Consider the following 24,989-nt stretch of genomic DNA (forward strand, 5'->3'; position numbering starts at 1 on the left):
AAATCGGGTTAACGACCTTGCGCGACGGACAATGCTTCGTTGAACGCCTGAAAGCAAATTTTTCTACCGCACCGCAGTTCCCCTCGGTATCCCCCGATCCCGACAAAATTCATTCATGCTGCAGCCCAACAAGGAGCATTTCTTGCCGCGCGCACTCACTCATTTGGAACGGCTAGAGGCCGAGAGCATCCACATTATCCGCGAAGTTGTTGCGGAGACCGACAAGCCCGTGATGCTGTATTCGGTTGGCAAGGACAGCGCGGTTATGCTGCATCTTGCGAAGAAGGCATTCTATCCCAGCCCGCCGCCGTTTCCGTTGATGCATGTCGACACGACGTGGAAGTTCAAGGCGATGTACGAGCTTCGCAACCGCGCCGCGGAAGAGGCGGGGATGGAGCTGATCGTGCACCAGAACCCGGAGGCGAAGGAGCGCGGGATCAACCCGTTCGACCATGGCCCGCTGCACACCGACATGTGGAAGACCGAAGGGCTGAAGCAGGCGCTCGACATGTATGGCTTCGACGCGGCCTTTGGCGGCGCGCGCCGGGACGAGGAAAAGAGCCGCGCGAAGGAGCGCATCTTTTCGTTCCGCACGGCAAGCCATGGCTGGGACCCGAAAAATCAGCGGCCTGAGTTGTGGAACCTCTACAACGCGAAAAAGGCGAAGGGCGAAAGCATTCGCGTATTCCCGATCTCCAACTGGACCGAACTCGACATCTGGCAATACATCCAGCTTGAGGGGATCGAGATCGTGCCGCTGTATTTCAGCGCGCCGCGCCCGACGGTGGAGCGCGACGGCATGCTGCTGATGGTCGATGACGAACGCTTCCCGCTGAAGGAAGGCGAGGAGCCCGAAATGCGCTCGATCCGCTTCCGCACATTGGGTTGCTACCCGCTGACCGGCGCGGTGGAGAGCGAGGCGAGCAATCTGTCCGAAGTGATCCAGGAAATGCTGCTGACGACGACCAGCGAACGGCAGGGCCGCGCCATCGACAAGGATGCTGGCGGTGCCGGCATGGAGAAGAAGAAGCAGGAGGGCTATTTCTGATGACCGATATCAAGGACGAGCCCGTCTACAAGACCGATGCGCTGATCGAGCAGGACATCGACGCCTATCTGGAAAAGCACCAGCACAAGACCATGTTGCGCTTCATCACCTGCGGCAGCGTGGATGATGGCAAGTCGACGCTGATCGGCCGCCTGCTGTATGATTCCAAGATGATCTTCGAGGATCAGCTGGCCGACCTCCACGCCGATTCCAAGAAGATGGGCACGCAAGGGCAGGAGATCGACTTCGCGCTCCTCGTCGATGGTCTTGCCGCAGAGCGAGAGCAGGGCATCACCATCGATGTCGCCTATCGCTTCTTCGCGACCGAAAAGCGCAAGTTCATCGTCGCCGACACGCCGGGGCATGAACAATACACGCGCAACATGGTGACCGGCGCATCGACCGCCGATCTCGCGGTGATCCTCGTCGATGCGCGCAAGGGCGTGCTCGTCCAGACGCGGCGGCACAGCTATCTCGCCCATCTCGTCGGCATCAAGCACGTGGTGCTGGCGGTGAACAAGATGGACCTCATCGACTACGACCGCTCGACTTTCCTGGATATCGTGCAGGACTATCGCGAGTTCGCCGAGGAAGTGGGCATCGAGGCGTTCACCGCGATCCCGATCTCGGGCTTCAAGGGCGATAATATCACCGAGCTGTCGGACAACACGCCGTGGTATTCCGGCCCGACGCTGATGGATCACCTGGAAAGCGTGGAGCTGTCGGCCGACGAGGATCTGGGGAAGCCGTTCCGCATGGCCGTCCAGTGGGTCAACCGCCCCAATCTCGACTTCCGCGGCTTCTCGGGCCAGATCTCGGGCGGGACGATCAAGCCGGGCGATCCGGTGCGCATCGTGCCATCGGGCAAGACCACCACGGTGAAATCGATCGTCACCTTCGACGGCGAACTGGACGAGGCGCAGGCGGGCCAGTCGGTCACGCTGGTGCTGGAGGACGAGGTCGACGTGTCGCGCGGGAGCGTGATTGCAGCGGCCGACCATCCCCCCGAAAGCGCCGACCAGTTCGAGGCGACTGTCGTGTGGATGGCGGATGAAGCCATGCTACCGGGCCGCTCCTACTGGCTGAAATGCGCGACGCAGACGGTATCGTGCAGCCTGCAGGCGCCCAAGTACAAGGTCGACGTCAACACGCTGGACCATCTTGCCGCCAAGACGCTGGACCTGAATTCCATCGGCGTGACCGAGATGGTCACCGACAAGCCGCTGACCTTCCTGCCCTATCGCGACGAGCAGGGCCGCCTCAACAAGACGATGGGCGGGTTCATCCTGATCGACAAGATCACGAACCAGACCGTCGCCGCCGGCATGATCCACTTTGCGCTGCGCCGTTCGCAGAACGTCCACTGGCAGGCCATGGACATCACGCGGGAAGCGCGCGCGGACCTTAAGAACCAGACGCCCAAGGTGCTGTGGTTCACGGGCCTCTCCGGTTCGGGCAAGTCCACCATCGCCAATCTGGTCGAAAAGCGGCTGCACCGGATGAACCGGCACAGCTTCCTCCTTGACGGCGACAATGTGCGGCATGGGCTGAACAAGGACCTTGGCTTTACCGACGCCGACCGGATCGAGAATATCCGCCGCGTGGGCGAGGTTGCGCGCCTGATGACGGATGCGGGCCTGATCGTCGTCACCGCCTTCATCAGCCCGTTCCGGGCCGAGCGCGACATGGTGCGCGCGATGATGGAGGAGAGCGAGTTCGTTGAGGTCTATATCGACACGCCGCTCGCGGTGGCCGAGGAACGAGATGTGAAGGGCCTGTATAAAAAGGCGCGGGCAGGGACGCTCAAGAACTTCACCGGGATCGATAGCCCGTACGAGGCACCCGCCAACCCCGAAATTCGCATCGACACGACCAGCATGACGGCCGAGGAAGCCGCCGACCGGATCGTCGAATATGTGCTGGGCTGGTAAGGGGCGACACGCATGATCATGGAAAGCGATCACGAACTCGCCGCCCGTCTGGCCGAAGTCGCCGGACAGATCGCGGTGCAGGTGCGCGACAGCGGCCTCATCGACGGCAAGCCGCTGGGAAGCGCGGGCGACAAGACCGCCAATGCCTTTTTGATGAAGGCGATCGCGGCGCAGCGTCCCGATGACGGCGTCTTGTCGGAGGAGAGCCGCGACACGCTCGAAAGGCTGGACAAGGAGCGGGTTTGGATCATCGACCCTGTCGATGGCACCCGCGAATATGGCGAAAAACGGTCCGACTGGGCCGTGCATGTCGGGCTCGCCATCGGGGGCAAGCCCGTGATCGGGGCGGTCGCTCTGCCCGGCGTGCCGACAGTGATGCGCACCGATCGCATCGCCGATCTGCCGCCCGCGCCTGAAAAGCTGCGCATGGTGGTCAGCCGTACGCGCCCGGGCAAGGACAGCGAAGCGGTGGCCGAGGCCATTGGCGCCGAGCTGGTCCCCATGGGCAGTGCAGGCGCCAAGGCCATGTCGATCATCCGGGGGGAGGCGGACATCTACCTCCACTCCGGCGGTCAATACGAATGGGACAATTGCGCCCCGGCAGCCGTGGCCATCGCGCATGGTCTGCATGCTTCACGCATCGACGGTTCGCCCATGCTCTACAACCGGCCCGACGTGTCGCTCCCGGACTTGCTCATCTGCCGTAAGGAACATGCCGACACGGTGCTGAAGCTGGTCGCCGAGATGGGCTGATCCTGCCCGTATCCCGGATACAAAAAGCCCCGCGCGGAAAGTGATCCGCGCGGGGTTTTTCATATCTTCAATGGATCAGCCGATCGCGGGCTGCCCATTCGCCGCAGTTACGCCGCCATCAACAGGCAGGATCACGCCGGTGACCATGCGCGCATCGTCGCTGGCAAGAAAGCTTACGACTGCTGCGATATCCTCCGGCTCGGCAGGCGCTTCGAGCGGCATCCGCTCCTGGAACTTGGCCAGCTTTTCCTTGTCGGCCATGATGCCCTTGGCCATCTTCGTGTCGGTCAGCGAGGGGGCGACCGCGTTCACGCGAATGCCGCGCTTACCCAGATCCAGCGCAAGCGCACGGGTGAAGTTCGAGATGCTGCCCTTTGACGTATTATAGGCCAGCATGCCCCAGTCGCCGCCAATGCCAGAAACCGAACTGGTATTGACGATGCACCCCTTGGTCTTTTCCAGATGCGGGATGGCCGCGCGCGAGCAATAGAAAACACCGTCCACATTGGTGCGGATGACCTTGTCCCAGTCCTCGTCGGTGTGCTCCTCGGGCGGCTTCATTTCGGCAGCACCGGCATTGTTGTAGAGCACGTCGAGCTGGCCTGTCTTTTCGACGACGGCGTCGATTGCGGCTTTCACATTCTCGCTGTTGCGCACATCGACCTTCAGGGCGAAGCACTTGTCGCCCGGCATTTCCTTCACAGCGGTCTCGACGCTATCGGAATGGCCCAGAAGGGCGACGGTTGCCCCTTCTTCGGCAAATCGCTTTGCAGTTGCCTTGCCGATGCCCGATCCGGCGCCGGTAACGATGACGGTCTTTCCTTCGAAACGTTGCATTATATTCCCTGTTAGGTTGGTTCGGCCGCCAATGGACGGGCGGCACGGTTTACAGGGAAATAGCGCATCGGGCCCGGTTTCGTTCCGGTCGCGGCATCGCTAATCTGCGAGAGGAATGAATGGCGCGACATGATGCGCCGGGGTGCGATTGAAGGGGCGCTCAGCCTTTTGCGATCAGCCGCGAAACAGTGTCGATGGCATAGCCATAGCCCGCGATGCCACAGCCGCAGATGACGGCCGATGCGATGTCCGAAAGATAGCTTTTGTGACGAAAGCTTTCGCGGGCATGGACATTGGAAATATGGATTTCGACAAAGGGGCCGCCAAACGCGGCCAGCGCATCGCGGATCGCGACCGAGGTGTGGGTGTAGGCGGCAGGGTTGATGACGATGCCATCCGCCTTGCCGCGCGCTTCCTGGATCCAGGTGACGAGGTCGCCCTCGCTATTCGACTGGGTAAAGCGCATGTCATGGCCCAGCGTGCGGCACTTATCGGCGCACAAGGTCTCGACGTCCTTCAACGTTTCGCGCCCATAGATCTCAGGCTCACGCGTGCCGAGCATGTTGAGATTGGGACCGTTGAATACACAGATCAGCGCCATGGCATACCCTCCGCCTAGTACCGCATCGGGTTAGGCGGGGCCTTGGCCGCTTTCAAGACGGCGCATGGTTTTCTGCAGAGGAATTGCCCGCATGAAGGAAGCCGCCCTGGAAAAAGACAGCCCAGCAAAAAACCGGGCGGGGCCCGGTGGTCTATTGTCAGAAATTTACGCCTGATCGATCAGCATTTCGCGCAGCGAACTCTCAATCGCGCCGACCGCGCACGGCTTGGCGCAGACGATCGCATCGGGATAACGTTTCATGAGCACTTCAGGCCGGGCATGGCCAGAGTGGAAGACGATCGGCACATCCATTTCCACCAAACGGTCGGCTACCGGCAGAACGTCGCCATCGGTCAGTTGCACATCAAGGATCGCAGCTTCCGGCCTTTTATTGGCGAGCGCATCCATCGCGCGCGCCACGCTGGGGTAAGGACCGTCGACGTCGTAACCGCTGTCTTCAAGCCTGTCGCACAGGTCAAAGGCAATGATCATTTCGTCTTCAACTAACAGTATCACTGGTCGTAATCCGTCACAATTTTTCCATCCGACACTCGTGCCCATATTAACCATGGTGCCATCTCAACCCTTTTGGGAGCCCACGCACTTGCTCCTTGAAAACAGCGACCCAAGCCAAGCAGGACAAGCCATACCGGTTGCTTATCAACCGCGAAACAGCGTTACGGTTCCGTGACTGCTGCGATAATTTGTATCTGCTATGCATCATTTGCGCGCCTGCGCAACTAAGAGATTGGCGGTGAGGATCTGCGGCAACTGCTCCGCATCCTTCCCCGGCGCATACCAAAGGTACAGGGGAACACCGGCCGCGCCCTGCGCCGACAGGAAACGGGTAATCGCGGGATCGCGCCGCGTCCAGTCGCCGACGATGACCGTTACGCCCGCCTTGTGAAAGGCTTCGATGACGGGATCGCGCGCGATTGCCACGCTTTCGTTGACCTTGCAGGTGACGCACCAGTCGGCTGTGAAATAGACGAAGACTGGCCCCGTGGCGCGGGCACTGGCCAATGCCTCTTCGCTATAGGGGATCGCGCCCGGTATCGCCTGATCGGTCGCATTTGATGTCGGTTCGGTAAGTGCGCTTGCCGCTGCGGCGCTGCCGATGGCAATTGCGATCGCAGCCAGTGCGAGGCCGATCGCCGCCTTGCCCTTGCGCTGGCGTCTGCCGGCGATCAGGCACAATGCGGCGATAACGATCGCCAGCAGTGCTCCGCCCGCCAGCAGAGCCGCGCCGCCAAGCCGCCAGCACAGCCATGCGAGCGCCAGCACGGTAAGCCCCATCGGTACCGCCATGACCAGACGAAAACGGTTCATCCACGGGCCTGGACGCGGCAGCATGCGGCGCAGCCACGGCACGAAGCCGATGGCGAGGAAGGGGGCGGCAAGGCCGAGGCCCAGTGCGGCAAACAGCGCCATCGCCTGTTCGCCCGGCAGCAGCAGCGCCGCGCCCATGGCCGCGGCCATGAATGGGCCGGTGCACGGCGTCGCGGCAACCGCGGCCAGAACACCGGTCATGAAGGCTCCGCCGCCCTCGCCGATGCGCACGGGCAGGATGAATTCGTAAAGCCCGGCCAGATTGGCGGTGATCGCAACCGCAAGCGCCAGCAGAAGCACGACGGTGGCAGGTTCCTGCAACTGGAACGCCCAGCCGACCTGCGCGCCTCCTGCCCGCAGTGCCAGCAGCACCGCCCCCAGCGCCAGCACGGCCAGCACCACGCCTGCTGTATAGGCGATCGCCTCGCGCCGAGCCTCACGCGCATTGCCGCCCGCGCGGGCGAGGGCCATCGCCTTGAGGCTGAGGATCGGGAAAACGCAAGGCATTACGTTCAGGAGCAGCCCTCCGGCAAAGGCGGCCGCGATCAGGGCGATGCCGGCCATGGAGAAGAGGCTATCGGCAAGAGCATTTGCCGCAGCAGTCGTGGCAGGGACTTCGCCCGGGCTGGCCGTAAAGGCGATGCCATTGCCGTCATCGTCCAGTCTCAGCACGAAATGCAGTGGCTCGCCTTCACTCGCGGTGGCGCGCGCGCCGGTTTCGGCGATCAGCCAGTCGCCTTCGCGCGTGAAAGCCTGCGGCGCGGCATATTCGGCATAGCGGTCCTCCTCCACGAAGAGGTGCGGGGCTGTTGCCTCCGCTCCGGCGGCAAGCGGGATCGCGACGCGCAATTGGCCATTCGCGATGCTGTAGCGCCCCTCCATCACGACGGGGGCGGGCAGCATCTGCCGCCATTTGGAAAAGCGTGGGTCGTCTCCCGGCGTTTCACCCTTGGCCGCGACCGGGATCACGGTTTTCATCTCGGCCTGTTCGGGCACGCAGATCTTGTCGGTGCAGGCCAGCCAATTCGCCCGCAAGGAAACGGGGATGCTGGTGCCTGATGCGGCCGTTTCGGGAACTGTGATGGGGACGAGCACGGCATAGGGCCCCTCATACACATGGTTCATCAGCGGGCCGATCAGCAGCGGCTCGGGCACGGGATATTCCGGTTCGCCCGCACTGGCGCCATCGGGCAGCGTCCAGACCAGATCCATTCCGAAACCGGCATCGCCCGGATTGCTCCAGTAACCGTGCCAGCCGGCATCTGGGCGCATGGCGATGGCGATTTCTATCGTCTCGCCCGGCTGCGCGGCGCGCTGGGCGATCAGTTCGGATGAAATATGGTTCGCCCGGTCCTGCGCATGGGCAGGGGTTATGGCGACGATCAAAGCCGCGATAACCAGCGTCAGCGCCCGCAACACCGGTTTGAAGGCGGGCGGGACGATGGTCGGGATCACGATGAAGCGGTTCTCTTCGTTCAAAGCACCATCCGGGGCTTGCGCAGGGCGGAGCGGATAGCCATCAGGGGGTTGATGTAATTACGGCTCGCGCGTGGCTTAGGCGCGGCGGAAAGGCAATTCAATGGCTGGCGGTTCCAACTCGGGCAATGGCGGGTCCACTTTGGGCGGTGAAAGGCGCGATCTGGTGATCCTTGGCGGCGGACTGGTCGGGCTGACCCTTGCGCTGGCGCTTGCCAGAAAAGGCATCACCAGCCACGTGATCGACGCGGGCGATCCCTCGGCCCAGACAGCCGAAGGTTTCGATGGCCGCGCCTCTGCCATCAGCACGGCAAGCTGGAACCTGTTCGGCAATATCGGCCTGCAGGAACAGCTTGAACCTTTTTGCTGCGGCATCGACGAGATCGCGGTTTCCGATCAGTTGAAGCCCGGCGAATTGCGCTTTCGCCCCGGCGAAGGCGAAGGGTCATTGGGCCGCATGTTCGAAAACCGCCGTCTTCGCCTGGCGCTGTTCGACGCGCTGAAACATGCGCCTGAAATCGCCTACCACCCCAATTCGCGGGTCGTGGAGCGCGAGCGCGGGGCGCATGGCGTTGCCGCCACGCTGGAAGACGGCACGCGCTTCACCGGCAGCCTGCTGATCGCCGCCGAAGGGCGCGGATCGCCGACGCGGGAGGAAGCGGGGCTTACGGTCGCGAAGTGGAGCTATAACCATCGCGCCATGATCTGCGGGCTCGCTCATGAAAAGCCGCATGGCAATGTGGCGTGGGAAATCTTCTATCCCGATGGCCCGTTCGCGCTGCTGCCCATGCTGGATGACGATCAGGGCCGCCATCGCAGTGCACTGGTCTGGACCGTTGCCGAAAAGGAAGCGCCCGCATGGCTGAAGCTGGGCGAGCGCGCGTTCACGGCAGAGGCCGAGAAGAAGACCGGCGGCGCGCTGGGCAAGATCTCGCTCGCCAGCCCGCGATCGTCATATCCGCTGGGCTTCCACCATGCACCGACGATCATCGCCGAACGGCTCGCGCTGGTGGGCGATGCGGCGCATGGCATTCACCCGATCGCGGGGCAGGGGTTGAACCTTGGCCTGCGCGATGTCGGCGCATTGGCCGAAGTGCTGGAGGAAGGCGCGCGTCTGGGCATGGATCTTGGCGATGCGCAATTGCTGAAGCGCTATCAGGACTGGCGCGGCCTTGATGATTTGATGGTCGCGGCGGCAACCGATGGCCTGACGTGGATATACGGCGTGCCCGGCAAGACGGCCAGCGCGATCCGCCGCATTGGCATGGCCGCGATCGAGAAATCGAGCCCGGTGAAGCGCTGGTTCATGGATGAGGCGCGCGGTGTTTCGGGGAAGCTGCCTTCCCTGCTGCAAGACGCCTGAGGGCGTTACTCTTCGGGCTGCGGCGCCACGGTTTCGGCCTGCTCGCTGCTGGCATCACCCGGGGCCTGCGTTTCTTGCGCGGAATTATTGATGCCGCTGGGGGCCGCGGGGCTGGGCTGGCGCACCGGCTGGCCCGAACTGTCGGTCAGATTGCGCGATTCCAGCAGGGCCGCGGTCTCGATCAGGTCCAGTGCCTGATGCGTCGCGACAAACCGGCGCGCATCGGCAAGCCAGTCGGCGGTCGCTTCCCTGTTCGGCAGGCGCGCGACCAGCGCGGCGGCGGCTTCCACCCGGCCATCGTTCAGCAGCTGCTCGGCGCGCTCCAGCCTCACTTCCGGCTGGGGCGAGGGGGCGTCCGAATTGCGCAGCACGAAGAGATTGCCGATCTCGGCCCGTAGCTTCGCCCATCCGGTCAGGTCGTCAGGTGTTTCCGTCGCGGTCGAAGGCAGCTTTTGCAGGCTTTGCCGCAGCTGATCCAGCGTGACCGGATTGCGCGCCGAATTGATGATCGTGCGCACCGCATTGGGCTGCGCGTTGCCAAAGCGCAGGCGAAGCTGGTTTTCCAGATAGCCCAGCGGCGCCCCCTGCTCGACAAGGCGGCGCGAGGCGAAGGCGATCAAAAGCCCCTCGGCACGGGCGGCATTGCCCGATGCGGCCTCTGCCTGAAGGTCGAGGCGGTTGAGGCGTCGCTCCAGCTCTGTCACGCGCATGCCCATGGAGGCATCCGCGGGCAGGGTCGATGAAGTGCTTGGCGTTACAGGGGCTGCAGCACGCAGTTCGGCATCGCCGTCTTCGCCATCGCCCGCAGGCAAGGCCGCGGCCTGCTGCGGCGTCTCCGCATCGTCACTGGCCAGCCAGCCGGTGCTCCACGCCAGATAGAACGCGGCGGCAAGGCCCAGCACGAACGCCATCAGCACGCTGGCGGCATATTTGCGGAGACGGTTGCCGGCGGGCGCGTCGTAGGAGGTGGGGGAGCTGGCTTCCATGGGGTTCGTTATTGTTGCGAGGGATCGCAGCCTTGGCACATTTGTTCGGCCAAGGCCAGCAGGGCGGCATCCTGAGGGGCGGGGGCTGAACGGCAGCTGGCCCAGCCGATTCCGGCCCGCTGCGCGATGCGCGGGGCAAGGCAGGCCAGCATGATCTGCGAACGCGGAATGCCGTTGCGATCGCACTCATGCGCGAAATGCTCCGCCGCTTCGCCGGAGTGGAGCAGGACCAGCGCACCAGCGGCAAGGGTTTCGATCAATGCTTCATCCATGGGGGCTGCATGCACGGCATAAAGGATACAGGTGTCGACACTGACGCCGTGGGGCACATCCAGCGGCACATGCGCTTCGCCCGACAGGCGCAGCAAGCGGTGCAGGCCTCGCGCCTCGGCATGGGGAAGCAAGGTCTGCATGCCGCGCGCGCCGGTGGCGATAACGTCGAAACCCGCCTCGCGCGCAGCCTGTGCCGTGGTTTCGCCCACGCACAGGGCGGGAAGCGTCGTCAAGGCGGTCAGTCCGGCGCCGCCATGGCGAAGGGCATTGGCGCTGCCGATCAAAACCGCGTCATGGGCAGCAGGATCGGGAATGTCCCATGGAACCGGCCCCACGGTAAAAAGCGGATGGCTGGTGACGGTCAGCCCCTGATGAGCGCCGCGCTCCACCGTCGCCGCATCGCCCGGAGCCGGGCGGATGGTGATGACCGGGATCAACCCGGCGCACCCTCGAAATGGATGCGCACGCTTTCGGGGGCTTCGGCCAGCAAGGTGGCGGCAAGTGCGGCGGGGCCGTCGCTATCGCTGGCGAATTCGGCGCAGCGCTCCAACATCACCGCGCCGTCGGGGCTGAAAATGGCGGCCCGCATAGATAGCTGCGTCTCGCCCGACGTCAGCACGGCGATGGGGCTGTGGCAATTGCCGCCCAGCGCCAGCAGCAAAGCGCGCTCTGCCATGACCTGCGCGCGGGTCGGTGCATGGTCTATGGCGGCCAGCAATTCGCGAGTGGCAGCGTCATCTGTCCGGCACTCGATCCCGATCGCGCCCTGTGCCGGGGCGGGAAGCCAGTCATCGACGGCAAGCGGATGGCCGACCCCGGTTTCGCCCAGCCGTTCAAGACCGGCGGCGGCAAGGAGGGTGACGTCGGCTTCTCCCGCTTGCAGCTTGGCAAGGCGGGTGGCGACATTGCCGCGAAAGCTCACGACCTTGAGGTCCGGCCTTTGGTGAAGCATCTGCGCGGCGCGGCGCGGCGCGCTGGTGCCCACGGTCGCGCCCTGCGGGATAGCGGCAACGGATGACGCGCCGACCAGCACATCGCGGACATCGGCGCGCGGCAGCAGGGCGGCAATGGTCAATTCATCGGGCCGGATCGTCTCGACATCCTTCATCGAATGGACGGCGATGTCGATTTCTCCGGTCGCCAGCCACAGGTCGAGTTCCTTGGTCCACAGCGCCTTGCCGCCGATTTCGGCCAGCGGCCGATCCTGCACCTTGTCGCCGCTGGCAAGGACGGGGACGATCTCGACCGCGTCCTCGCTCCAGCCATGGGCGGCGCACAGGCGGTTGCGCGTTTCATGCGCCTGCGCCATCGCCAGTGGCGAACGGCGGGTGCCGAGGCGTAAGGGGCGTGCGGAGGATCGGGCGGTCATTGCGGTTGTGGGACTAGTCATGGAGCGGCTTGTGCTAGCGGGTCAAAGCGTTCAGGGAAAGCGGCCATGAGCGCGGTAGCCCCCGACAATCAACCACTCGTGCTGGGAATCGAGTCGAGTTGCGACGAAACCGCGGCTGCGCTGGTGCGTGCCGACGGGGCGATCGTGGCGCAGATCATCGCCAGCCAGGATGAACATCACGCCCCGTTCGGCGGCGTGGTGCCCGAAATCGCGGCGCGCGCTCATGTCGAGGTGCTGGCTCCGATGGTCGGCCGTGTGCTGGCAGATGCGGGCATGACATTGGCCGATGTCGACGCGATCGCGGCGACTGCTGGCCCCGGCCTGATCGGCGGCGTGATGGTGGGGCTGGTGACGGCCAAGGCATTGTCGCTCGCTTCGGGCAAGCCGCTGATCGCGGTTAACCATCTGGAGGGCCATGCGCTCAGCCCGCGGCTTGCTGATCGCGAACTCGAATTCCCCTATCTCTTGCTGCTGGCATCGGGCGGGCACTGCCAGATCCTGGAAGTGCGCGGCGTGGGCGAATATCGCCGCCTTGCCACGACCATCGACGATGCCTTGGGCGAAGCTTTCGATAAGACGGCGAAGATCCTTGGCCTTGGCTATCCCGGCGGCCCGGCGGTGGAGCGGCTGGCGAAGGAAGGCGATCCCGATGCGGTCCCGCTGCCGCGCCCGCTGAAAGGCTCGGCAGAACCGCATTTCTCTTTCGCGGGCCTTAAAAGCGCGGTGATGCGCGCGCATGACAGCGGGCAATATGCCGCCGCCGATATCGCGGCGAGTTTTCAACAGGCGGCCATGGATTGCGTGATCGACCGCACGGCGGGCGCGCTTGCCGTGGCGAATGATGTAAAGGCGCTGGTCGTCGCAGGCGGTGTGGCGGCAAACCAGCGGCTGCGCGGCGCGCTTGAGGATATGGCGCAGCGTCACGGGCTTGCATTCGCGGCACCGCCGATGAAACTGTGCACCGACAATGCGGCGATGATCGCATGGGCAGGGCAGGAACGGCTGGCAGCCGGGCTGGTGGAAGAGGGCGGCGATCCGCTTTCTATCTCGGCCCGTCCACGCTGGCCGCTGGACCCCGATGCGGAAGCCGTGCGGGGAGCGGGAGTAAAGGCATGAGTGCCCCTTTGACTGCGAAGGGAGGTATCGGCGTGATCGGAGCGGGTGCCTGGGGCACCGCGCTGGCGCAGATGCTGGCCTCGGACGGGCGCGATGTCGCCCTGTGGGCGCGTGAAAGCGAAGTAGTGGATGCGGTCAATAATGACCATCGTAACCCGGTTTACCTGCCATCGGCATCGCTTGCGCCAACGATCAGGGCCAGCAGCGATCTGGCTGAATTTTCCGCACTCGATACGCTCTTGATCGTCACGCCGGCGCAGCATCTCGGATCTATCATGGGCGAATTGTCCGATTACGCGGGCGACGCCGTGCTTTGCGCCAAGGGGATCGAGGCCGGATCGGGCCGGCTGATGGCGGAAGTGGCACGGGTCGCTGCGCCGAAAGCGCGCCTGTCAGTCATTTCCGGCCCGACATTCGCGCATGAGGTTGCCGCAGGGCTTCCCACGGCGGTCACGCTCGCCTGCGCGGGCGGCGAAGCGCAATGGCAGCGCCTTTCGATTGAAATCGCGCGGCCCAGCTTCCGGCCTTATTATTCCGACGACATGATCGGCGCGGAAATCGGGGGCGCGGTCAAGAACGTGCTCGCCATCGCATGCGGCGTGGTCGACGGGTTGCAACTGGGTCAGAACGCCCGCGCCGCCACCATCGCGCGCGGCTATGCAGAGATGCTGCGCTTTGGCCTTGCGCGCGGGGCGCAGGCAGAGACGCTTTCAGGCCTTTGCGGGCTGGGCGATCTGGTGCTGACCTGTTCCTCCACCTCCAGCCGCAATTTCTCATTGGGACGCGCTTTGGCAGAGGGCACGCCCGCTGCCGAACTGATGGCCAATCGCCGCACCGTGGCAGAGGGTGCGCACACCGCGCCCGTGCTGAAAGGGCTGGCCCAAGACATGGGCATCGCCATGCCGATTACCGAAGCGGTTTGCGCGCTTTTGGCAGGTGAGACAACTGCGCCCGACATGGTGTCTTCGGTCCTTGCCCGCCCGCTCAAAAGCGAGGTTGAGGCCATGCCGGCGCAGGGCGACACCGCGTGACGAGCGAAACCGAAACGGCAGGCAAGCCGGACGAGCCCAGCGATCTGCAGACGCTGGCCAAGGGCGGACGCACGAATTTCTTCGGCTTCCTGCTGCGGCTGGTCGCGCGCTTGCCGTTCCTGTTCATCGCTGGCCGTTTCTATGGCGCGGACCAGCTGGGTCGCTTTGCCTCTGCACTGATCATTATCGAGATCGGCGGACAGCTTGCCACGCTCGGCCTCAAACGCGGTCTGGCCAAGGAACTAGGGCGCGGCGACCGGGACGAGGCCGACGTGATCGCGGACGGGCTGCTGCTCAGCCTCGTATTCTCTTCGGTCCTTGCCGCGATATTGTTCATCTTTCCCGCGCCCATGTTCCCCAATGGCATGAACAGCCAGTGGGACCGCCTGCTGCCGATCGCGCTGATCTTCCTTGCGTTGACAGAGGTGATGCTGGCCGCGCTCGCCTTTCGCTATAATATCGCGGCCACCGTGCGCAGCCGCGCCATTGTCGAACCGTGGGTCATCTCCATCGGGGCGGGCGTGTTGCTGTTCATTCCGCCGCTCGCGGATGGCGGTCTTGCGATTGCCTATCTGCTCTCGGTGATCGGGGCGGCCATCACCGCCTTTATCCCGATGCTGCGCATGTATGGCATTCCGCACGGGTGGAAGCCGCATATGATCAAGCTGCTCGCCATCGCACGGGAAAACCTGCCGCTGGCGCTGGCCGATGCGATCGAGTGGGGCACGCGGCGCATGGATATTGCGATCCTTGGCATCTTCGTCAGCCCGGCGACAGTCGGCGTCTATTACGTCGCGGTGCAGGTCGCCAGCCTGCCGCAAAAGCTGAAGACCAGTTTCGAGCCGATCCTTGGCCCCGTGATCGTGCGCAAGCTGAAAGAGCATGACTATGCCGCCATCGCGCGGCAGGTGTGTCAGGCGGGTTTCTGGATTATCGCGGCGCAAACAGGCATCGCGCTGGCTTTGGGCATTCCGGGTGAGGCGGTAATGGGTCTTGTCGGTCCGGGCTTCGTTGGCGGGACGGGCGCGCTTGCGTTCCTGCTGGGCGCAGAGGTGGTGGCGGCGACAGCGGTCGTATCCGAAGCGGCGCTCATCTATCTCGCGCGGCTCAGGAATCTTGCGATCTCCGTCGCGACATTGGCATTGCAGGCCCTGTTTACAGTGGCGCTTGTCCATCTGGCGAAGACTATCGGCATGACCGAGCCGTTTCAGGCCGCTGCGGCGGCGCTTGCACTGGGGCTGGCGCTGGCCTTCGCCTCTTTCGTCAAATCGCGCATGCTGGCGAAGATGCTGGGGTATTCGATCAATAATTTCCGCTGGCCGCTGATATGGGCGATCGCGCCGGCCGTGGTGGTCGGGTTCCTCTTTACCATGGGGCCCGAATGGCTGGAGCTGGCGCTGGGCGTTCCGGCGATCCTTGCGACCTATGGCTTCGTGATCTGGCGGCGCGGCTTTGGCCCCGAAGATCGCGAACTGTTCAAATCCGGGCGAAAGCAGTCCAAGCCTGCCGTGAAAGCTGATGACCTTCCACCCGAAGCGGGCGCGCGCTAGAGGGGCGGCATGAACATTTTTCTTGCCATACCGCAATGGATGCGCGTGGCCGCCGGCGCGGCGATCGTGGCTGGTGTCGGGCTGGTCGCATCCGAACAGACCGGGTCGAACATGGTTTCGCGGCTGGAAACACGGGCAGAACGGGTGATCGCCGAAAACGGGGCCGGGGGCGAGGGCGGCATTCGCGCCGATTTCACCACGACCAATGGCTGGCTGACCCGTCACCCCACATTGCGCGGGGGCACGGATCTTCCCGATGATGTCCGTACCCGCGTCGCCCGTGCGGTTGCCGCGATACCGGGTGTGGGCGGTACCCACTGGGAAGCGGGCAAACGCCGCGAGCCGGAACAGACCGAGCCAATTCCCGAACCCGGCCCGTTCCACTGCCAGCGCGATGTCGAACAATTGCTGTCCGTCCGGGTCATCCGTTTCGGACAGGGCAGCGCCGAAATCGCGCCTGCGAGCGGCGTGCTGCTTGATGAAGTCGCGGCCGCGCTCAAGCCGTGCCGCGGGTCCATCGTCGCGATCATCGGCCATTCCGACGCGGTGGGCGATGCTGCGATCAATCTCCAGCTTTCGCGCGATCGCGCCTCTGCCGTGCGCGATGCGCTGATGGAAAGGGGCATTCCGGGTGCATCGATGCGCGCCACGGGCGTCGGATCGCAGCAACCGATCGAAGGGCTGGAGCCCGAGGACCCGGCCAATCGCCGTATCGAGTTTTCCGTGATCGAGGTCGCTCCGCTGGCGCCGACCCCGATCGATCTGCCCGGCGCGTGGTAGGGGACAGGCCATGCCACTCTGGATAGAACTGACCGTATTATTGCTGATCGTCTATTTCGCCGTGCTGGCGATCATGGCGAGCTGGTTGCGGCGGGGTGCGCGTCTCGCCCGCTTGACGAGCGAGCGTACGCGGCGGCAGGAACGCAACATAAGACGCAGCAAAAACATAAAGACTGACGAGGAAGTGAAATGATCGAGATGATCCAGTCCAACTGGCTGTCATTCCTGCTGGTTGTGATCGTGGCCGTGCTGATCGCCCTGTGGCTGATCGCCCGTCCCAAGAAAACGAAGGACCGCAGCTATCGCCCCGACGTGCTCGACGAGGGGGTCGGCCCCGCCAAGCGCAACCAGGCCTTCATAGACGCCGCGCCTGCCAGCGCGGGCAAGGTCACGCATGAGCACGAACCGCCCGCCGTGCCCGAGGCTGTGGGCGGTGCCGGCATCGCCGTTGCCGCTGCTGCATTGGCTGCAGAGGAAGAGCATGAGGCGCATGAGCGCGAGGCGCGCGAAGCTGCCGACCAGATGCCCGCCAGTGCCGAGGATGCGCAGGCCGTGGCCGCGGCGGTCAAGATCCATGACGACGATGTCGGTGAAGCCGACGACCTGCGCCGCATCAAGGGCGTGGGGCCAAAGCTTGTTGAACTGCTCGGTTCGATGGGCATCTCGCGCTATGACCAGATCGCGGCTTGGAGCGACGAAGACGTGCTGAAGATCGACGAGCAGCTGGGCCGCTTCAAGGGCCGCATCGCGCGCGATGACTGGCGCTCGCAGGCCAAGTACCTCGCTGAGGGCGATACCGCCGGTTACGAAGAAAAATTCGGCAAGCTCTAGGCGGTTGTCGCCGCATCCTTCGTGCTGGCGCGGCAGGATTTCACCACCTCGCCCAGCATGGAGGAGGCGGGCGAGATAACCTTGCCGCCGCCCGCGACGGTGGCGTAGAAAGGCCCGCCGGTGATCGCGATCCAGTGCGGATCCTTCGCATCCAGCGCGCCGGTCCATTCCGTGCCGTCATTGCTGACTTGCAGGCGCAATATGCCGCGGTAGCCGACAAAGGCGAACATCGCCTCTGCTCCCTTGTCCGACGGCACGTGGCGCGTGGCCTGCACCTTGCCGCCGACGCAGATGATGTCGATCAGCGGAGGCATTCCCGGTTCGCCATATTGCGCGCCATTGCCGCTGCGCACCCAGCGCGCGTCTTCCGGGTCGATCTTGCCCGGCATGGGCAGTTCTTCCGGGTCGGACAGGCGTTCGGCAGCATTGGCCGTGCCGCCCAGCGACATATGGATGGTGCGGCCCTGCGGCTCGTCGCTCTTCACTTCTTCGCTGCCGCCGGAACAGGCGGATAGCGCAATCAGGGCACATGCGCCGATGGCGCCGCGAAGGGGGAAGGGCTGGCTCATTTATTCCATTTGCGCTGAGTCTTGCCGTAACGCAATTTCCGCGTGCCGGGTTTTCCCTCGTTTGATCGACCGACTCGCGGCGCTTTGTGCTCATCTTCCGGCAAGCCGAGTTCCTCGCTCTCCAGCCGGCGGATCTCATCGCGCAGGCGGCCCGCTTCCTCGAACTCCAGATCGGCGGCCGCGGCGCGCATGCGGCCCTCCAGCTCTTCGATATAGGCGCGCAAATTGTGGCCGACGAGATTGTTGCGCTCATCATCGCCCGTGTCGACGGTGACGCCGTCCTTCGATGCGGTATCGGCGACGATATCGGCAATACGGCGCTTGATCGTGGCAGGCGTGATCCCGTGCTCGCGGTTATACTCCTCCTGCTTTTCGCGGCGGCGGTCGGTTTCCGCCATGGCGCGTTCCATCGATCCGGTGATGCGGTCGGCGTAAAGGATGACACGGCCATCGACGTTGCGCGCAGCGCGGCCAATGGTCTGGATCAGCGAAGTTTCGCTGCGCAGGAAGCCTTCCTTGTCGGCATCGAGAATACAGACGAGCCCGCATTCGGGAATGTCGAGCCCTTCGCGCAAGAGGTTGATGCCGACCAGCACGTCATAAACGCCAAGCCTGAGGTCGCGGATCAGCTCGATACGCTCCAGCGTTTCGACGTCACTGTGCATGTAGCGGACCTTTACTCCCGCCTCGTGCATGAATTCGGTCAGGTCTTCCGCCATGCGTTTGGTCAGCGTGGTGACCAGCGTGCGATAGCCCTTCTTCGCGGTCTCCTTGCACTCGTTGATGCAGTCCTGGACCTGGTCCTCGACCGGGCGGATCTCGACCGGCGGGTCGATCAGGCCGGTTGGGCGGATGACCTGTTCGGCAAACACACCGCCGGTCTGCTCCATCTCCCACCCGCCGGGAGTGGCGGAGACACAGAAAGTCTGCGGGCGCATCGCGTCCCACTCGTTGAAACGAAGGGGGCGGTTGTCGATGCACGACGGCAAGCGGAAGCCATATTCGGCCAGCGTGATCTTGCGCCGGTGATCGCCCTTGGACATGGCGCCGATCTGCGGCACGGTCTGGTGGCTTTCGTCGACGAATAGCAGTGCATTATCGGGCAGATATTCGAACAATGTCGGCGGCGGTTCGCCCGGCAGGCGGCCCGTCAGGAAGCGCGAATAATTCTCGATTCCCGCGCATGACCCGGTGGCGTGGATCATCTCAAGGTCGAAATTGGTGCGCTGCTCCAGCCTTTGCGCCTCCAGCAGCATGCCCTGTTCGTGCAGCTCCTTCAGCCGCTCGTTCAGCTCGAAGCGGATCGCTTCGGTCGCCTGCTTCATCGTCGGTCCGGGGGTGACATAGTGCGAGTTTGCGAACACCTTCACCCGGTCGAGAGTGGCGCCCTTTTTGCCGGTAAGCGGGTCGAATTCGGCAATCTCCTCGATCTCGTCACCGAAAAAGCTGACGCGCCACGCCATGTCTTCGTAGTGCGAGGGAAAGATTTCGAGATTGTCGCCGCGCACGCGGAAATTGCCGCGGGCGAACCCTGCGTCATTGCGCTTGTATTGCAGGGCGACGAGCTTCCTGATGATCTCGCGCTGGTCGACCTCCATGCCTTTTTCCAGCTTGAAGATCATGGCCGAATAAGTCTCGACCGAGCCGATGCCGTAAAGACAGGAAACCGATGCGACGATGATCACGTCGTCGCGTTCGAGGAGAGCGCGGGTGGCCGAATGGCGCATCCGGTCGATCGCCTCGTTGGTCGAGCTTTCCTTCTCGATATAGGTGTCGGACCGGGGGACATATGCCTCCGGCTGGTAGTAGTCGTAGTAGGACACGAAATACTCGACCGCATTGTTCGGGAAGAAGCTCTTGAACTCCCCGTAAAGCTGCGCGGCGAGGATCTTGTTGGGCGCGAGGATCAGGGCGGGGCGCTGCAATTCCTCGATGACCTTGGCCATGGTGAAGGTCTTGCCCGAACCGGTCACGCCCAGAAGCACCTGAGTCTGCTCGTCCGCCCTTGCGGATTCCACCAGTTCGCCGATCGCGGTCGGCTGGTCGCCTGCGGGTTCGTATTCGCTGACGAGTTCGAACCTTTTGCCCGGCAACGACTTTTCGGGCCGTTCCGGGCGGTGGGGAGTGAACGATTCGGATGTGTCGGGCTCTTCCAGACCCCTGCGGATTACGAGTTCGGCCATGCGCGGAGATATGGGGGCAATAAGGCGCGTTCGCAATTGCCAGCACCGCGATCATCTGCAATGCCCGCCGATATCGATGAATATGCCTGGGGGAATTTCTGCAATGAACTTAGCCACTCGCCGCCCGTTTCGCGCTTTTGCCGCCATGATCATGGCAGGCTCTGCCCTGGCTTTGGCCGCCTGTTCGAGCGAAGAGGAAACCGCCGGCGCCGACAGCGAAGAGGTCATGTCTCTCGACGATGCGGCCGCCGAATATGCCAAGCTCGATAAGCCGCAGCCCGGTCAGTATGACATGAAGGTCGAGATCCTGAGCTTCAACATGCCCGGCGCGCCCGAGAACATGCTCGACATGATCAAGACCAACATGGAGAGCGGCTTTGCCGACGGTTACTGCCTGACGCCCGAAGACGCGGAAAAAGGGTTTGAAGAGCAGCTGGGCCAGATCGGCAATGGCGGTCAGTGCGACTTCAATAACCTGTCCGTCGATGGCGGCAATGTGACCGGCAAGGCGACCTGCGAAATGCAGGGCGGCACGATGCAGATGGGGATGAACGGCACCGTCACCTCGACCAGTTCGGACCTGACGGTCGACACGCAGGTCGAAACGGGCGGGCAGACGATGGACATGACCATGCAGGTCACCCAGACCCGGACAGGCGACTGCGCCTGATTGCGAAGATTAAATGCGGCCCCGCCCGGAAACCGGCGGGGCCGTTTCGCATTGGTTACCAATGCACTTCAATGGTACACCCCGGCGGCATGACGGCTGAGACCACCCCCCCTGCGACAAGCCATCCTGCCAGCGACCGCACGGGCCGCGGTATCGGTTTCCTGCTGGGTGAGATCAGGCGCAGGCGCGCATTGGCACTTCGTCCGCATCCGCAGGGTGTGCAGACTCCGCGTTCCAGCCTGCTGGTTTCGGAATTCGCCTCGCTCGCCTTTCCGCGCGTCTATGCGGCGCTGCATGGCCGGATGAACATTGCCAAGGCCGACGAACCGCGCGCGGTCATGTTGCTGCCCGGTTTCGGATCGCATCCATGGCGCATGGCCGCGATGCGCAAGGCACTGGAAGGGGCGGGCCATTCGGTCACCGACTGGGGGCTCGGCTGGAACCTGGGGCCTAGCCAGGATCGTTTTGACCGGCTGCTGTCACGCATCGAACGCGTCTGCCGCGCCGAGGGGCGCAAGATCACCTTGGTCGGCTGGAGCCTTGGCGGCGTATTCGCGCGAGAGGCGGCCAAGCGGCTGCCCGATTGCGTGGAAATGGTCGTGACGATGGGCACGCCGTTTTCGGGCGACATGCACGGCAATAACGCATGGCGGGTCTATCACCTGATTACCGGCCATGCGGTCGATAATCCGCCGGTGGGTGAGGATTTCGCCGAGAAGCCGCCCATGCCGACCATCGCGCTGTGGAGCGCGAAGGACGGGGTGATCCATCGCCACTGCGCCTGCGGCAAGACGGGGGAGCGCGATCTCGCCATTCCCATGCGCTGCACGCATATGGGCTTCGCATGGCATCCGGCAGTAATCGAAAAGGTCTCGCAATTGCTGGCAATGGGGCCCGAAAGGCTTAGCCGGGTTGCAACGCAGCAAAAAACCGCCGACAAGCCTGAATCATGAGTGGGGATTCATGAACGCCGACGACAATATCAAGTTCGACGAGATGCATGGCGGTGACGGTGCGATCCGTGACGCCTATTCCGGCTATTGCGAATGGTTCGATGAACAGAACCCGCAGGCGTTGCGGAAGAAGCACCGCGAGGCGGAGGCATTCTTTCGCCGCACCGGCATCACCTTCAACGTCTATGGTCAGGACGAGGCGGAGGAACGCCTTATCCCATTCGACCCGGTGCCGCGGATCATCACCGCGCCCGAATGGCGGCGCCTGTCGAAAGGCATCGACCAGCGGGTGAGGGCGCTGAACGCGTTTCTTCACGATCTTTACCACCGGCAGGAAATCATCAAGTCGGGCCGCGTGCCCGAATGGCTCTTGCGCGGGAATGAGGCGTTCCTGCCCCACATGTGCGGTTTCACGCCGCCGGGCGGGATCTACACCCATATCACCGGCATCGACCTTGTCCGCACCGGACCGAATGACTTCCACGTGCTGGAAGACAACGCCCGCACGCCCAGCGGCGTCTCCTATATGCTGGAGAACCGTGAGACGATGATGGCGATGTTCCCGGAATTGTTCACCCGGGTAAAAGTCGCGCCTGTATCGAATTATCCGCGGCGGCTGGCACGCAGCCTTGCCGCCTGCGCACCGCCTGCATTCGACGGCAAGGGCAAGCCTGCTCTCGCCGTGCTGACGCCGGGCATCTACAACTCCGCTTATTACGAGCACAGCTTCCTCGCCGACCAGATGGGCGCGGAACTGGTGGAGGCGTCTGACCTTCGCGTGATGGACGGGCGCGTGCAGATGCGCACGACGCGCGGGTACAAGCCGCTCGACGTGATCTATCGCCGCATCGACGACGATTTCCTCGATCCGCTGACGTTCAATCCGGAATCCATGCTGGGCGTGCCGGGCATCATGGATGTCTATCGCGCAGGCGGCGTCACCATTGCCAATGCGCCGGGCACTGGCATTTCGGACGACAAGGCGCTTTACAGCTTCATGCCCGAAATCGTGGAATTCTATACCGGCGAAAAGCCGCTGCTCCCGAATGTCGAGACCTGGCGATGCATGGAGGAGGACGCGCTTAAATACGTCCTCGACAATATCAAGGATCTCGTCGTGAAGGAAGTTCATGGCTCGGGCGGCTATGGCATGCTGATCGGCCCGACCTCTTCGAAGCGCGAGATCGCCAAGTTCACCGAGAAGCTGAAGGCGAACCCGCATAATTATATCGCGCAGCCTACGCTGTCGCTTTCCACCGTGCCGATCCTGGCGAAAAAGGGCCTTGCCCCGCGCCATGTCGATCTGCGCCCGTTCGTGTTGATGAGCCCCAATGGCATCGACATCACGCCGGGCGGGCTGACGCGCGTGGCATTGAAGGAAGGATCGCTTGTCGTGAATTCCAGCCAGGGCGGCGGCACCAAGGATAGCTGGGTGCTGGAGGACTGATGCTCGGACGCAGTGCAAACGGCCTGTTCTGGATGTTCCGCTATCTTGAGCGGGCGGAAAACTATGCGCGCCTGATCGATACCGGTTTCCGCATGGCGCTGACCCGCGATTCCATCACGGCAGAGCAGGAATGGGGCTCCATCGTCGAGACGGCGGGCATGGCAGAGGCCTATCTCGAAAAGAACGGCACCTATACCGGCATGCAGGTGTGGAATTACATCCTGCGTGACAAGGACAATCCCAATTCGATCCGCAATCTGATCGGGCAGGTGCGCCAGAATGCGCGCGCGGTCAGGAATGTCATCACCTCCGAATTGTGGGAGGCGGTGAACGAAAGCTATCTGCAGATGAACGATCTGCTGGCAAAGCCGGTCACGCAGATCAATCTGGGCGACGCGATCGCCGCGGTGAAGCGTGAATCGACGCTGGTGCGCGGGTCGATGGACGGCTCGATGCTGCGGAACGACATCTATAATTTCGCGCGCATCGGCAATTACATCGAACGCGCCGACAACACCGCGCGCATCCTCGACGTCAAATATTACGTGCTGCTGCCTTCGCTCTCCTATGTCGGCTCCAGCCTCGACAATGTTCAGTGGGAAACGATCCTGCGGTCACTGGGGGCGGAGCGCGCCTATCGCTGGCTCAACGCCGGAAACATGGAGGCGAAGAGCATCGCCGATTTCCTGATCCTCGATGGCCGGTTCCCGCGCAGCCTTGCGTTCTGCTACGCCAAGATCCGGTCGAACCTTGCCAGCCTTGCCCTGCAATATGGCGAGGAACTTTATACCCACGAGGTGATGCGCAAGGCCGACATGCGCCTGCACGACGCCGACGTGGACAAGATCTTCGATACCGGCCTGCACGAATTTCTGGCCGATTTCATCACCGACAACAACGATATTGCGCGTGCGGTCGAGGCCGATTACCGCTTCGTGGAATAGGGAGAAGCCATGCGTCTCGCCGTCCATCACCGTACCAAATACACCTTCAGGGAGCCGGTCGTGCACGCGCTGCAGCGCCTGCACCTGACGCCCAAATCCACCAGCGGGCAGACCGTGGTGGAATGGAACATGCGCTATACCGGCGCGCATGAAGAGCTGCATTACGACGATCACAACATGAACACGACGGTCCTGATCGCGGTCGATCCCGGCGTGCATGAGGTGGTCATCGAATGCGAAGGCATCGTCGACACCGCCGATAATGCAGGCGTGATCGGCCGCCATGCGGGCCATCTGCCGCGCTGGCATTTCCTCAGCCAGACGAAGCTGACCAAGCCGGGGCCGAAGATGAAGGCGCTGGCCCAGCAGTTAGCCCGTAACGAGGATTCGACGCTCGACACGCTTCATTCGCTATGCTCCGCCGTGCTGGAGGAGATGGAATACCAGACCGGCGAGACCGATGCCGAGACCAGGGCGGAGGACGCGCTGGCCGCCGGGAAAGGGGTCTGTCAGGACCATGCGCATGTCTTTATCGGCATCGCGCGGCATCTCGGAATTCCGGCGCGCTATGTCTCCGGCTATCTGATGATGGATGAGCGGGTCGAGCAGGAAGCGAGCCACGCCTGGGCGGAGGCTTATGTCGACGACCTGGGCTGGGTCGGCTTCGATATCTCGAACAAGATCTGCCCGGACGAGCGTTATATCCGCGTCGCTACAGGCCGCGATTATGGAGAGGCCGCACCGATCACCGGCATTCAGCTTGGCGGCATGAGCGACAGCCTGACTGTCGAACTCGCGGTTGAGAATCGCGGTGCGAGCCAGTCCCAGAGCCAGGGCGCGAACGGCCAGGCGCAGGCGCAATCGCAGCAGAGCCAATCGCAGGGCTGATGTGTTCGGCAGGATCTGCCGTGAAATCCGAAATCTCGGA

Annotated in this window: 24 protein-coding genes; 15 read left to right on the forward strand and 9 right to left on the reverse strand. The window is 63.4% G+C overall.

The genetic code is table 11. From position 1 onward, the window contains the following. The first annotated feature begins 115 nt into the window (after nt 1-115). From cysD to A9D13_RS14875, 3 genes are read left to right on the forward strand one after another with little or no spacing between them, the layout of a single operon-like run. Nucleotides 116-1,048 (forward strand): sulfate adenylyltransferase subunit CysD, encoded by a 933-nt coding sequence (gene cysD / locus A9D13_RS14865; protein WP_066775405.1) that lies wholly within the window; start codon nt 116-118, stop codon nt 1,046-1,048. Further along, the gene (gene cysN, locus A9D13_RS14870; protein ID WP_066775408.1) at nt 1,048-2,979 is read left to right on the forward strand and encodes a sulfate adenylyltransferase subunit CysN; all 1,932 of its coding nucleotides are present in this window, start codon (nt 1,048-1,050) and stop codon (nt 2,977-2,979) included. The genes cysD and cysN overlap by 1 nt, the downstream gene beginning before the upstream one ends. 12 nt (nt 2,980-2,991) lie before the next feature. Continuing rightward, nucleotides 2,992-3,732, forward strand: coding sequence for a 3'(2'),5'-bisphosphate nucleotidase CysQ (locus tag A9D13_RS14875; protein WP_156522098.1), 741 nt, complete (start codon nt 2,992-2,994; stop codon nt 3,730-3,732). A 75-nt stretch (nt 3,733-3,807) separates the two neighbouring features. Here the strand turns inward: A9D13_RS14875 and budC are convergent, their stop codons facing one another. The 4 genes from budC to A9D13_RS14895 form a co-directional block, all read right to left on the reverse strand. Then, a complete protein-coding gene (budC, locus tag A9D13_RS14880) occupies nt 3,808-4,569 on the reverse strand; it encodes a meso-2,3-butanediol dehydrogenase (RefSeq protein ID WP_066775417.1) in 762 nt (253 codons plus the stop codon). 160 nt (nt 4,570-4,729) lie between these two features. Next, entirely contained in the window at nt 4,730-5,170 is a 441-nt protein-coding gene (gene aroQ / locus A9D13_RS14885; protein ID WP_066775420.1) for a type II 3-dehydroquinate dehydratase, read from the reverse strand. 165 nt (nt 5,171-5,335) lie between these two features. Further along, nucleotides 5,336-5,740 (reverse strand): response regulator, encoded by a 405-nt coding sequence (locus A9D13_RS14890; protein WP_229665325.1) that lies wholly within the window; start codon nt 5,738-5,740, stop codon nt 5,336-5,338. Nucleotides 5,741-5,890: 150 nt separating this feature from the next. Further along, nucleotides 5,891-7,978, reverse strand: coding sequence for a protein-disulfide reductase DsbD family protein (locus tag A9D13_RS14895; RefSeq protein WP_229665327.1), 2,088 nt, complete (start codon nt 7,976-7,978; stop codon nt 5,891-5,893). 100 nt (nt 7,979-8,078) lie between these two features. On the opposite strand from A9D13_RS14895, the gene A9D13_RS14900 reads away from it, so the two are divergent. Further along, complete coding sequence (locus A9D13_RS14900) at nt 8,079-9,338, forward strand: FAD-dependent monooxygenase (RefSeq protein WP_066775422.1); 1,260 nt, start codon at nt 8,079-8,081, stop codon at nt 9,336-9,338. A 5-nt stretch (nt 9,339-9,343) separates the two neighbouring features. Here the strand turns inward: A9D13_RS14900 and A9D13_RS14905 are convergent, their stop codons facing one another. The 3 genes from A9D13_RS14905 to hemC are packed head-to-tail and all read right to left on the reverse strand — an operon-like array spanning nt 9,344 to nt 11,966. Then, entirely contained in the window at nt 9,344-10,324 is a 981-nt protein-coding gene (locus tag A9D13_RS14905; protein ID WP_066775427.1) for an MICOS complex subunit MIC60, read from the reverse strand. 8 nt (nt 10,325-10,332) lie between these two features. Beyond that, entirely contained in the window at nt 10,333-11,034 is a 702-nt protein-coding gene (locus A9D13_RS14910) for a uroporphyrinogen-III synthase (protein ID WP_066775428.1), read from the reverse strand. Then, complete coding sequence (gene hemC / locus A9D13_RS14915; protein ID WP_066775430.1) at nt 11,031-11,966, reverse strand: hydroxymethylbilane synthase; 936 nt, start codon at nt 11,964-11,966, stop codon at nt 11,031-11,033. The genes A9D13_RS14910 and hemC overlap by 4 nt, the downstream gene beginning before the upstream one ends. Before the next feature lie 66 nt (nt 11,967-12,032). Between hemC and tsaD the strand changes: the two genes are divergently transcribed. Genes tsaD through A9D13_RS14945 form a run of 6 tightly spaced genes read left to right on the forward strand, consistent with a single transcriptional unit; the run spans nt 12,033 to nt 17,295 of the window. After that, nucleotides 12,033-13,103, forward strand: a complete 1,071-nt coding sequence (tsaD, locus tag A9D13_RS14920) for a tRNA (adenosine(37)-N6)-threonylcarbamoyltransferase complex transferase subunit TsaD (protein WP_066775434.1) — start codon at nt 12,033-12,035, stop codon at nt 13,101-13,103. Beyond that, nucleotides 13,100-14,134, forward strand: a complete 1,035-nt coding sequence (locus A9D13_RS14925) for an NAD(P)H-dependent glycerol-3-phosphate dehydrogenase (protein WP_066775436.1) — start codon at nt 13,100-13,102, stop codon at nt 14,132-14,134. Before tsaD ends, A9D13_RS14925 begins: the two co-directional genes overlap by 4 nt. Beyond that, nucleotides 14,131-15,684: a lipopolysaccharide biosynthesis protein gene (locus tag A9D13_RS14930; protein WP_066775439.1), complete on the forward strand. Its 1,554-nt coding sequence runs from the start codon at nt 14,131-14,133 to the stop codon at nt 15,682-15,684. Before A9D13_RS14925 ends, A9D13_RS14930 begins: the two co-directional genes overlap by 4 nt. Nucleotides 15,685-15,693: 9 nt before the next feature. Next, complete coding sequence (locus A9D13_RS14935; protein ID WP_066775441.1) at nt 15,694-16,464, forward strand: OmpA family protein; 771 nt, start codon at nt 15,694-15,696, stop codon at nt 16,462-16,464. Nucleotides 16,465-16,474: 10 nt separating this feature from the next. Continuing rightward, complete coding sequence (locus A9D13_RS14940) at nt 16,475-16,657, forward strand: hypothetical protein (protein ID WP_066775443.1); 183 nt, start codon at nt 16,475-16,477, stop codon at nt 16,655-16,657. Then, nucleotides 16,654-17,295, forward strand: coding sequence for a hypothetical protein (locus A9D13_RS14945; RefSeq protein ID WP_066775444.1), 642 nt, complete (start codon nt 16,654-16,656; stop codon nt 17,293-17,295). Before A9D13_RS14940 ends, A9D13_RS14945 begins: the two co-directional genes overlap by 4 nt. On the opposite strand, the gene A9D13_RS14950 is transcribed toward A9D13_RS14945, so the two are convergent. Continuing rightward, complete coding sequence (locus A9D13_RS14950; RefSeq protein ID WP_066775446.1) at nt 17,292-17,864, reverse strand: hypothetical protein; 573 nt, start codon at nt 17,862-17,864, stop codon at nt 17,292-17,294. The two genes, A9D13_RS14945 and A9D13_RS14950, sit on opposite strands and share 4 nt — an antisense overlap. Next, nucleotides 17,861-20,047, reverse strand: a complete 2,187-nt coding sequence (gene uvrB / locus A9D13_RS14955) for an excinuclease ABC subunit UvrB (protein WP_066775448.1) — start codon at nt 20,045-20,047, stop codon at nt 17,861-17,863. Before uvrB ends, A9D13_RS14950 begins: the two co-directional genes overlap by 4 nt. A 103-nt stretch (nt 20,048-20,150) precedes the next feature. On the opposite strand from uvrB, the gene A9D13_RS14960 reads away from it, so the two are divergent. The 5 genes from A9D13_RS14960 to A9D13_RS14980 all read left to right on the forward strand — a co-directional run bounded on the left by A9D13_RS14960 (nt 20,151) and on the right by A9D13_RS14980 (nt 24,949). Beyond that, entirely contained in the window at nt 20,151-20,717 is a 567-nt protein-coding gene (locus A9D13_RS14960) for a DUF3617 domain-containing protein (protein WP_172808186.1), read from the forward strand. Nucleotides 20,718-20,806: 89 nt separating this feature from the next. After that, complete coding sequence (locus A9D13_RS14965) at nt 20,807-21,670, forward strand: esterase/lipase family protein (RefSeq protein ID WP_156522099.1); 864 nt, start codon at nt 20,807-20,809, stop codon at nt 21,668-21,670. A gap of 10 nt (nt 21,671-21,680) precedes the next feature. Continuing rightward, nucleotides 21,681-23,117 carry a circularly permuted type 2 ATP-grasp protein gene (locus tag A9D13_RS14970; RefSeq protein WP_066775453.1) on the forward strand — a complete coding sequence of 479 codons (1,437 nt, stop codon included), beginning with the start codon at nt 21,681-21,683 and terminating at the stop codon, nt 23,115-23,117. Continuing rightward, nucleotides 23,117-24,061 carry an alpha-E domain-containing protein gene (locus A9D13_RS14975; protein ID WP_066775456.1) on the forward strand — a complete coding sequence of 315 codons (945 nt, stop codon included), beginning with the start codon at nt 23,117-23,119 and terminating at the stop codon, nt 24,059-24,061. Before A9D13_RS14970 ends, A9D13_RS14975 begins: the two co-directional genes overlap by 1 nt. Nucleotides 24,062-24,070: 9 nt before the next feature. Continuing rightward, on the forward strand, nt 24,071-24,949 hold the full coding sequence (locus tag A9D13_RS14980; RefSeq protein ID WP_066775458.1) for a transglutaminase family protein: 879 nt from the start codon (nt 24,071-24,073) through the stop codon (nt 24,947-24,949). The last annotated feature ends 40 nt before the right edge of the window (nt 24,950-24,989 follow it).

Origin of the sequence: Croceicoccus mobilis, assembly GCF_001661965.1 — a bacterium.
Classification (GTDB): domain Bacteria; phylum Pseudomonadota; class Alphaproteobacteria; order Sphingomonadales; family Sphingomonadaceae; genus Croceicoccus; species Croceicoccus mobilis.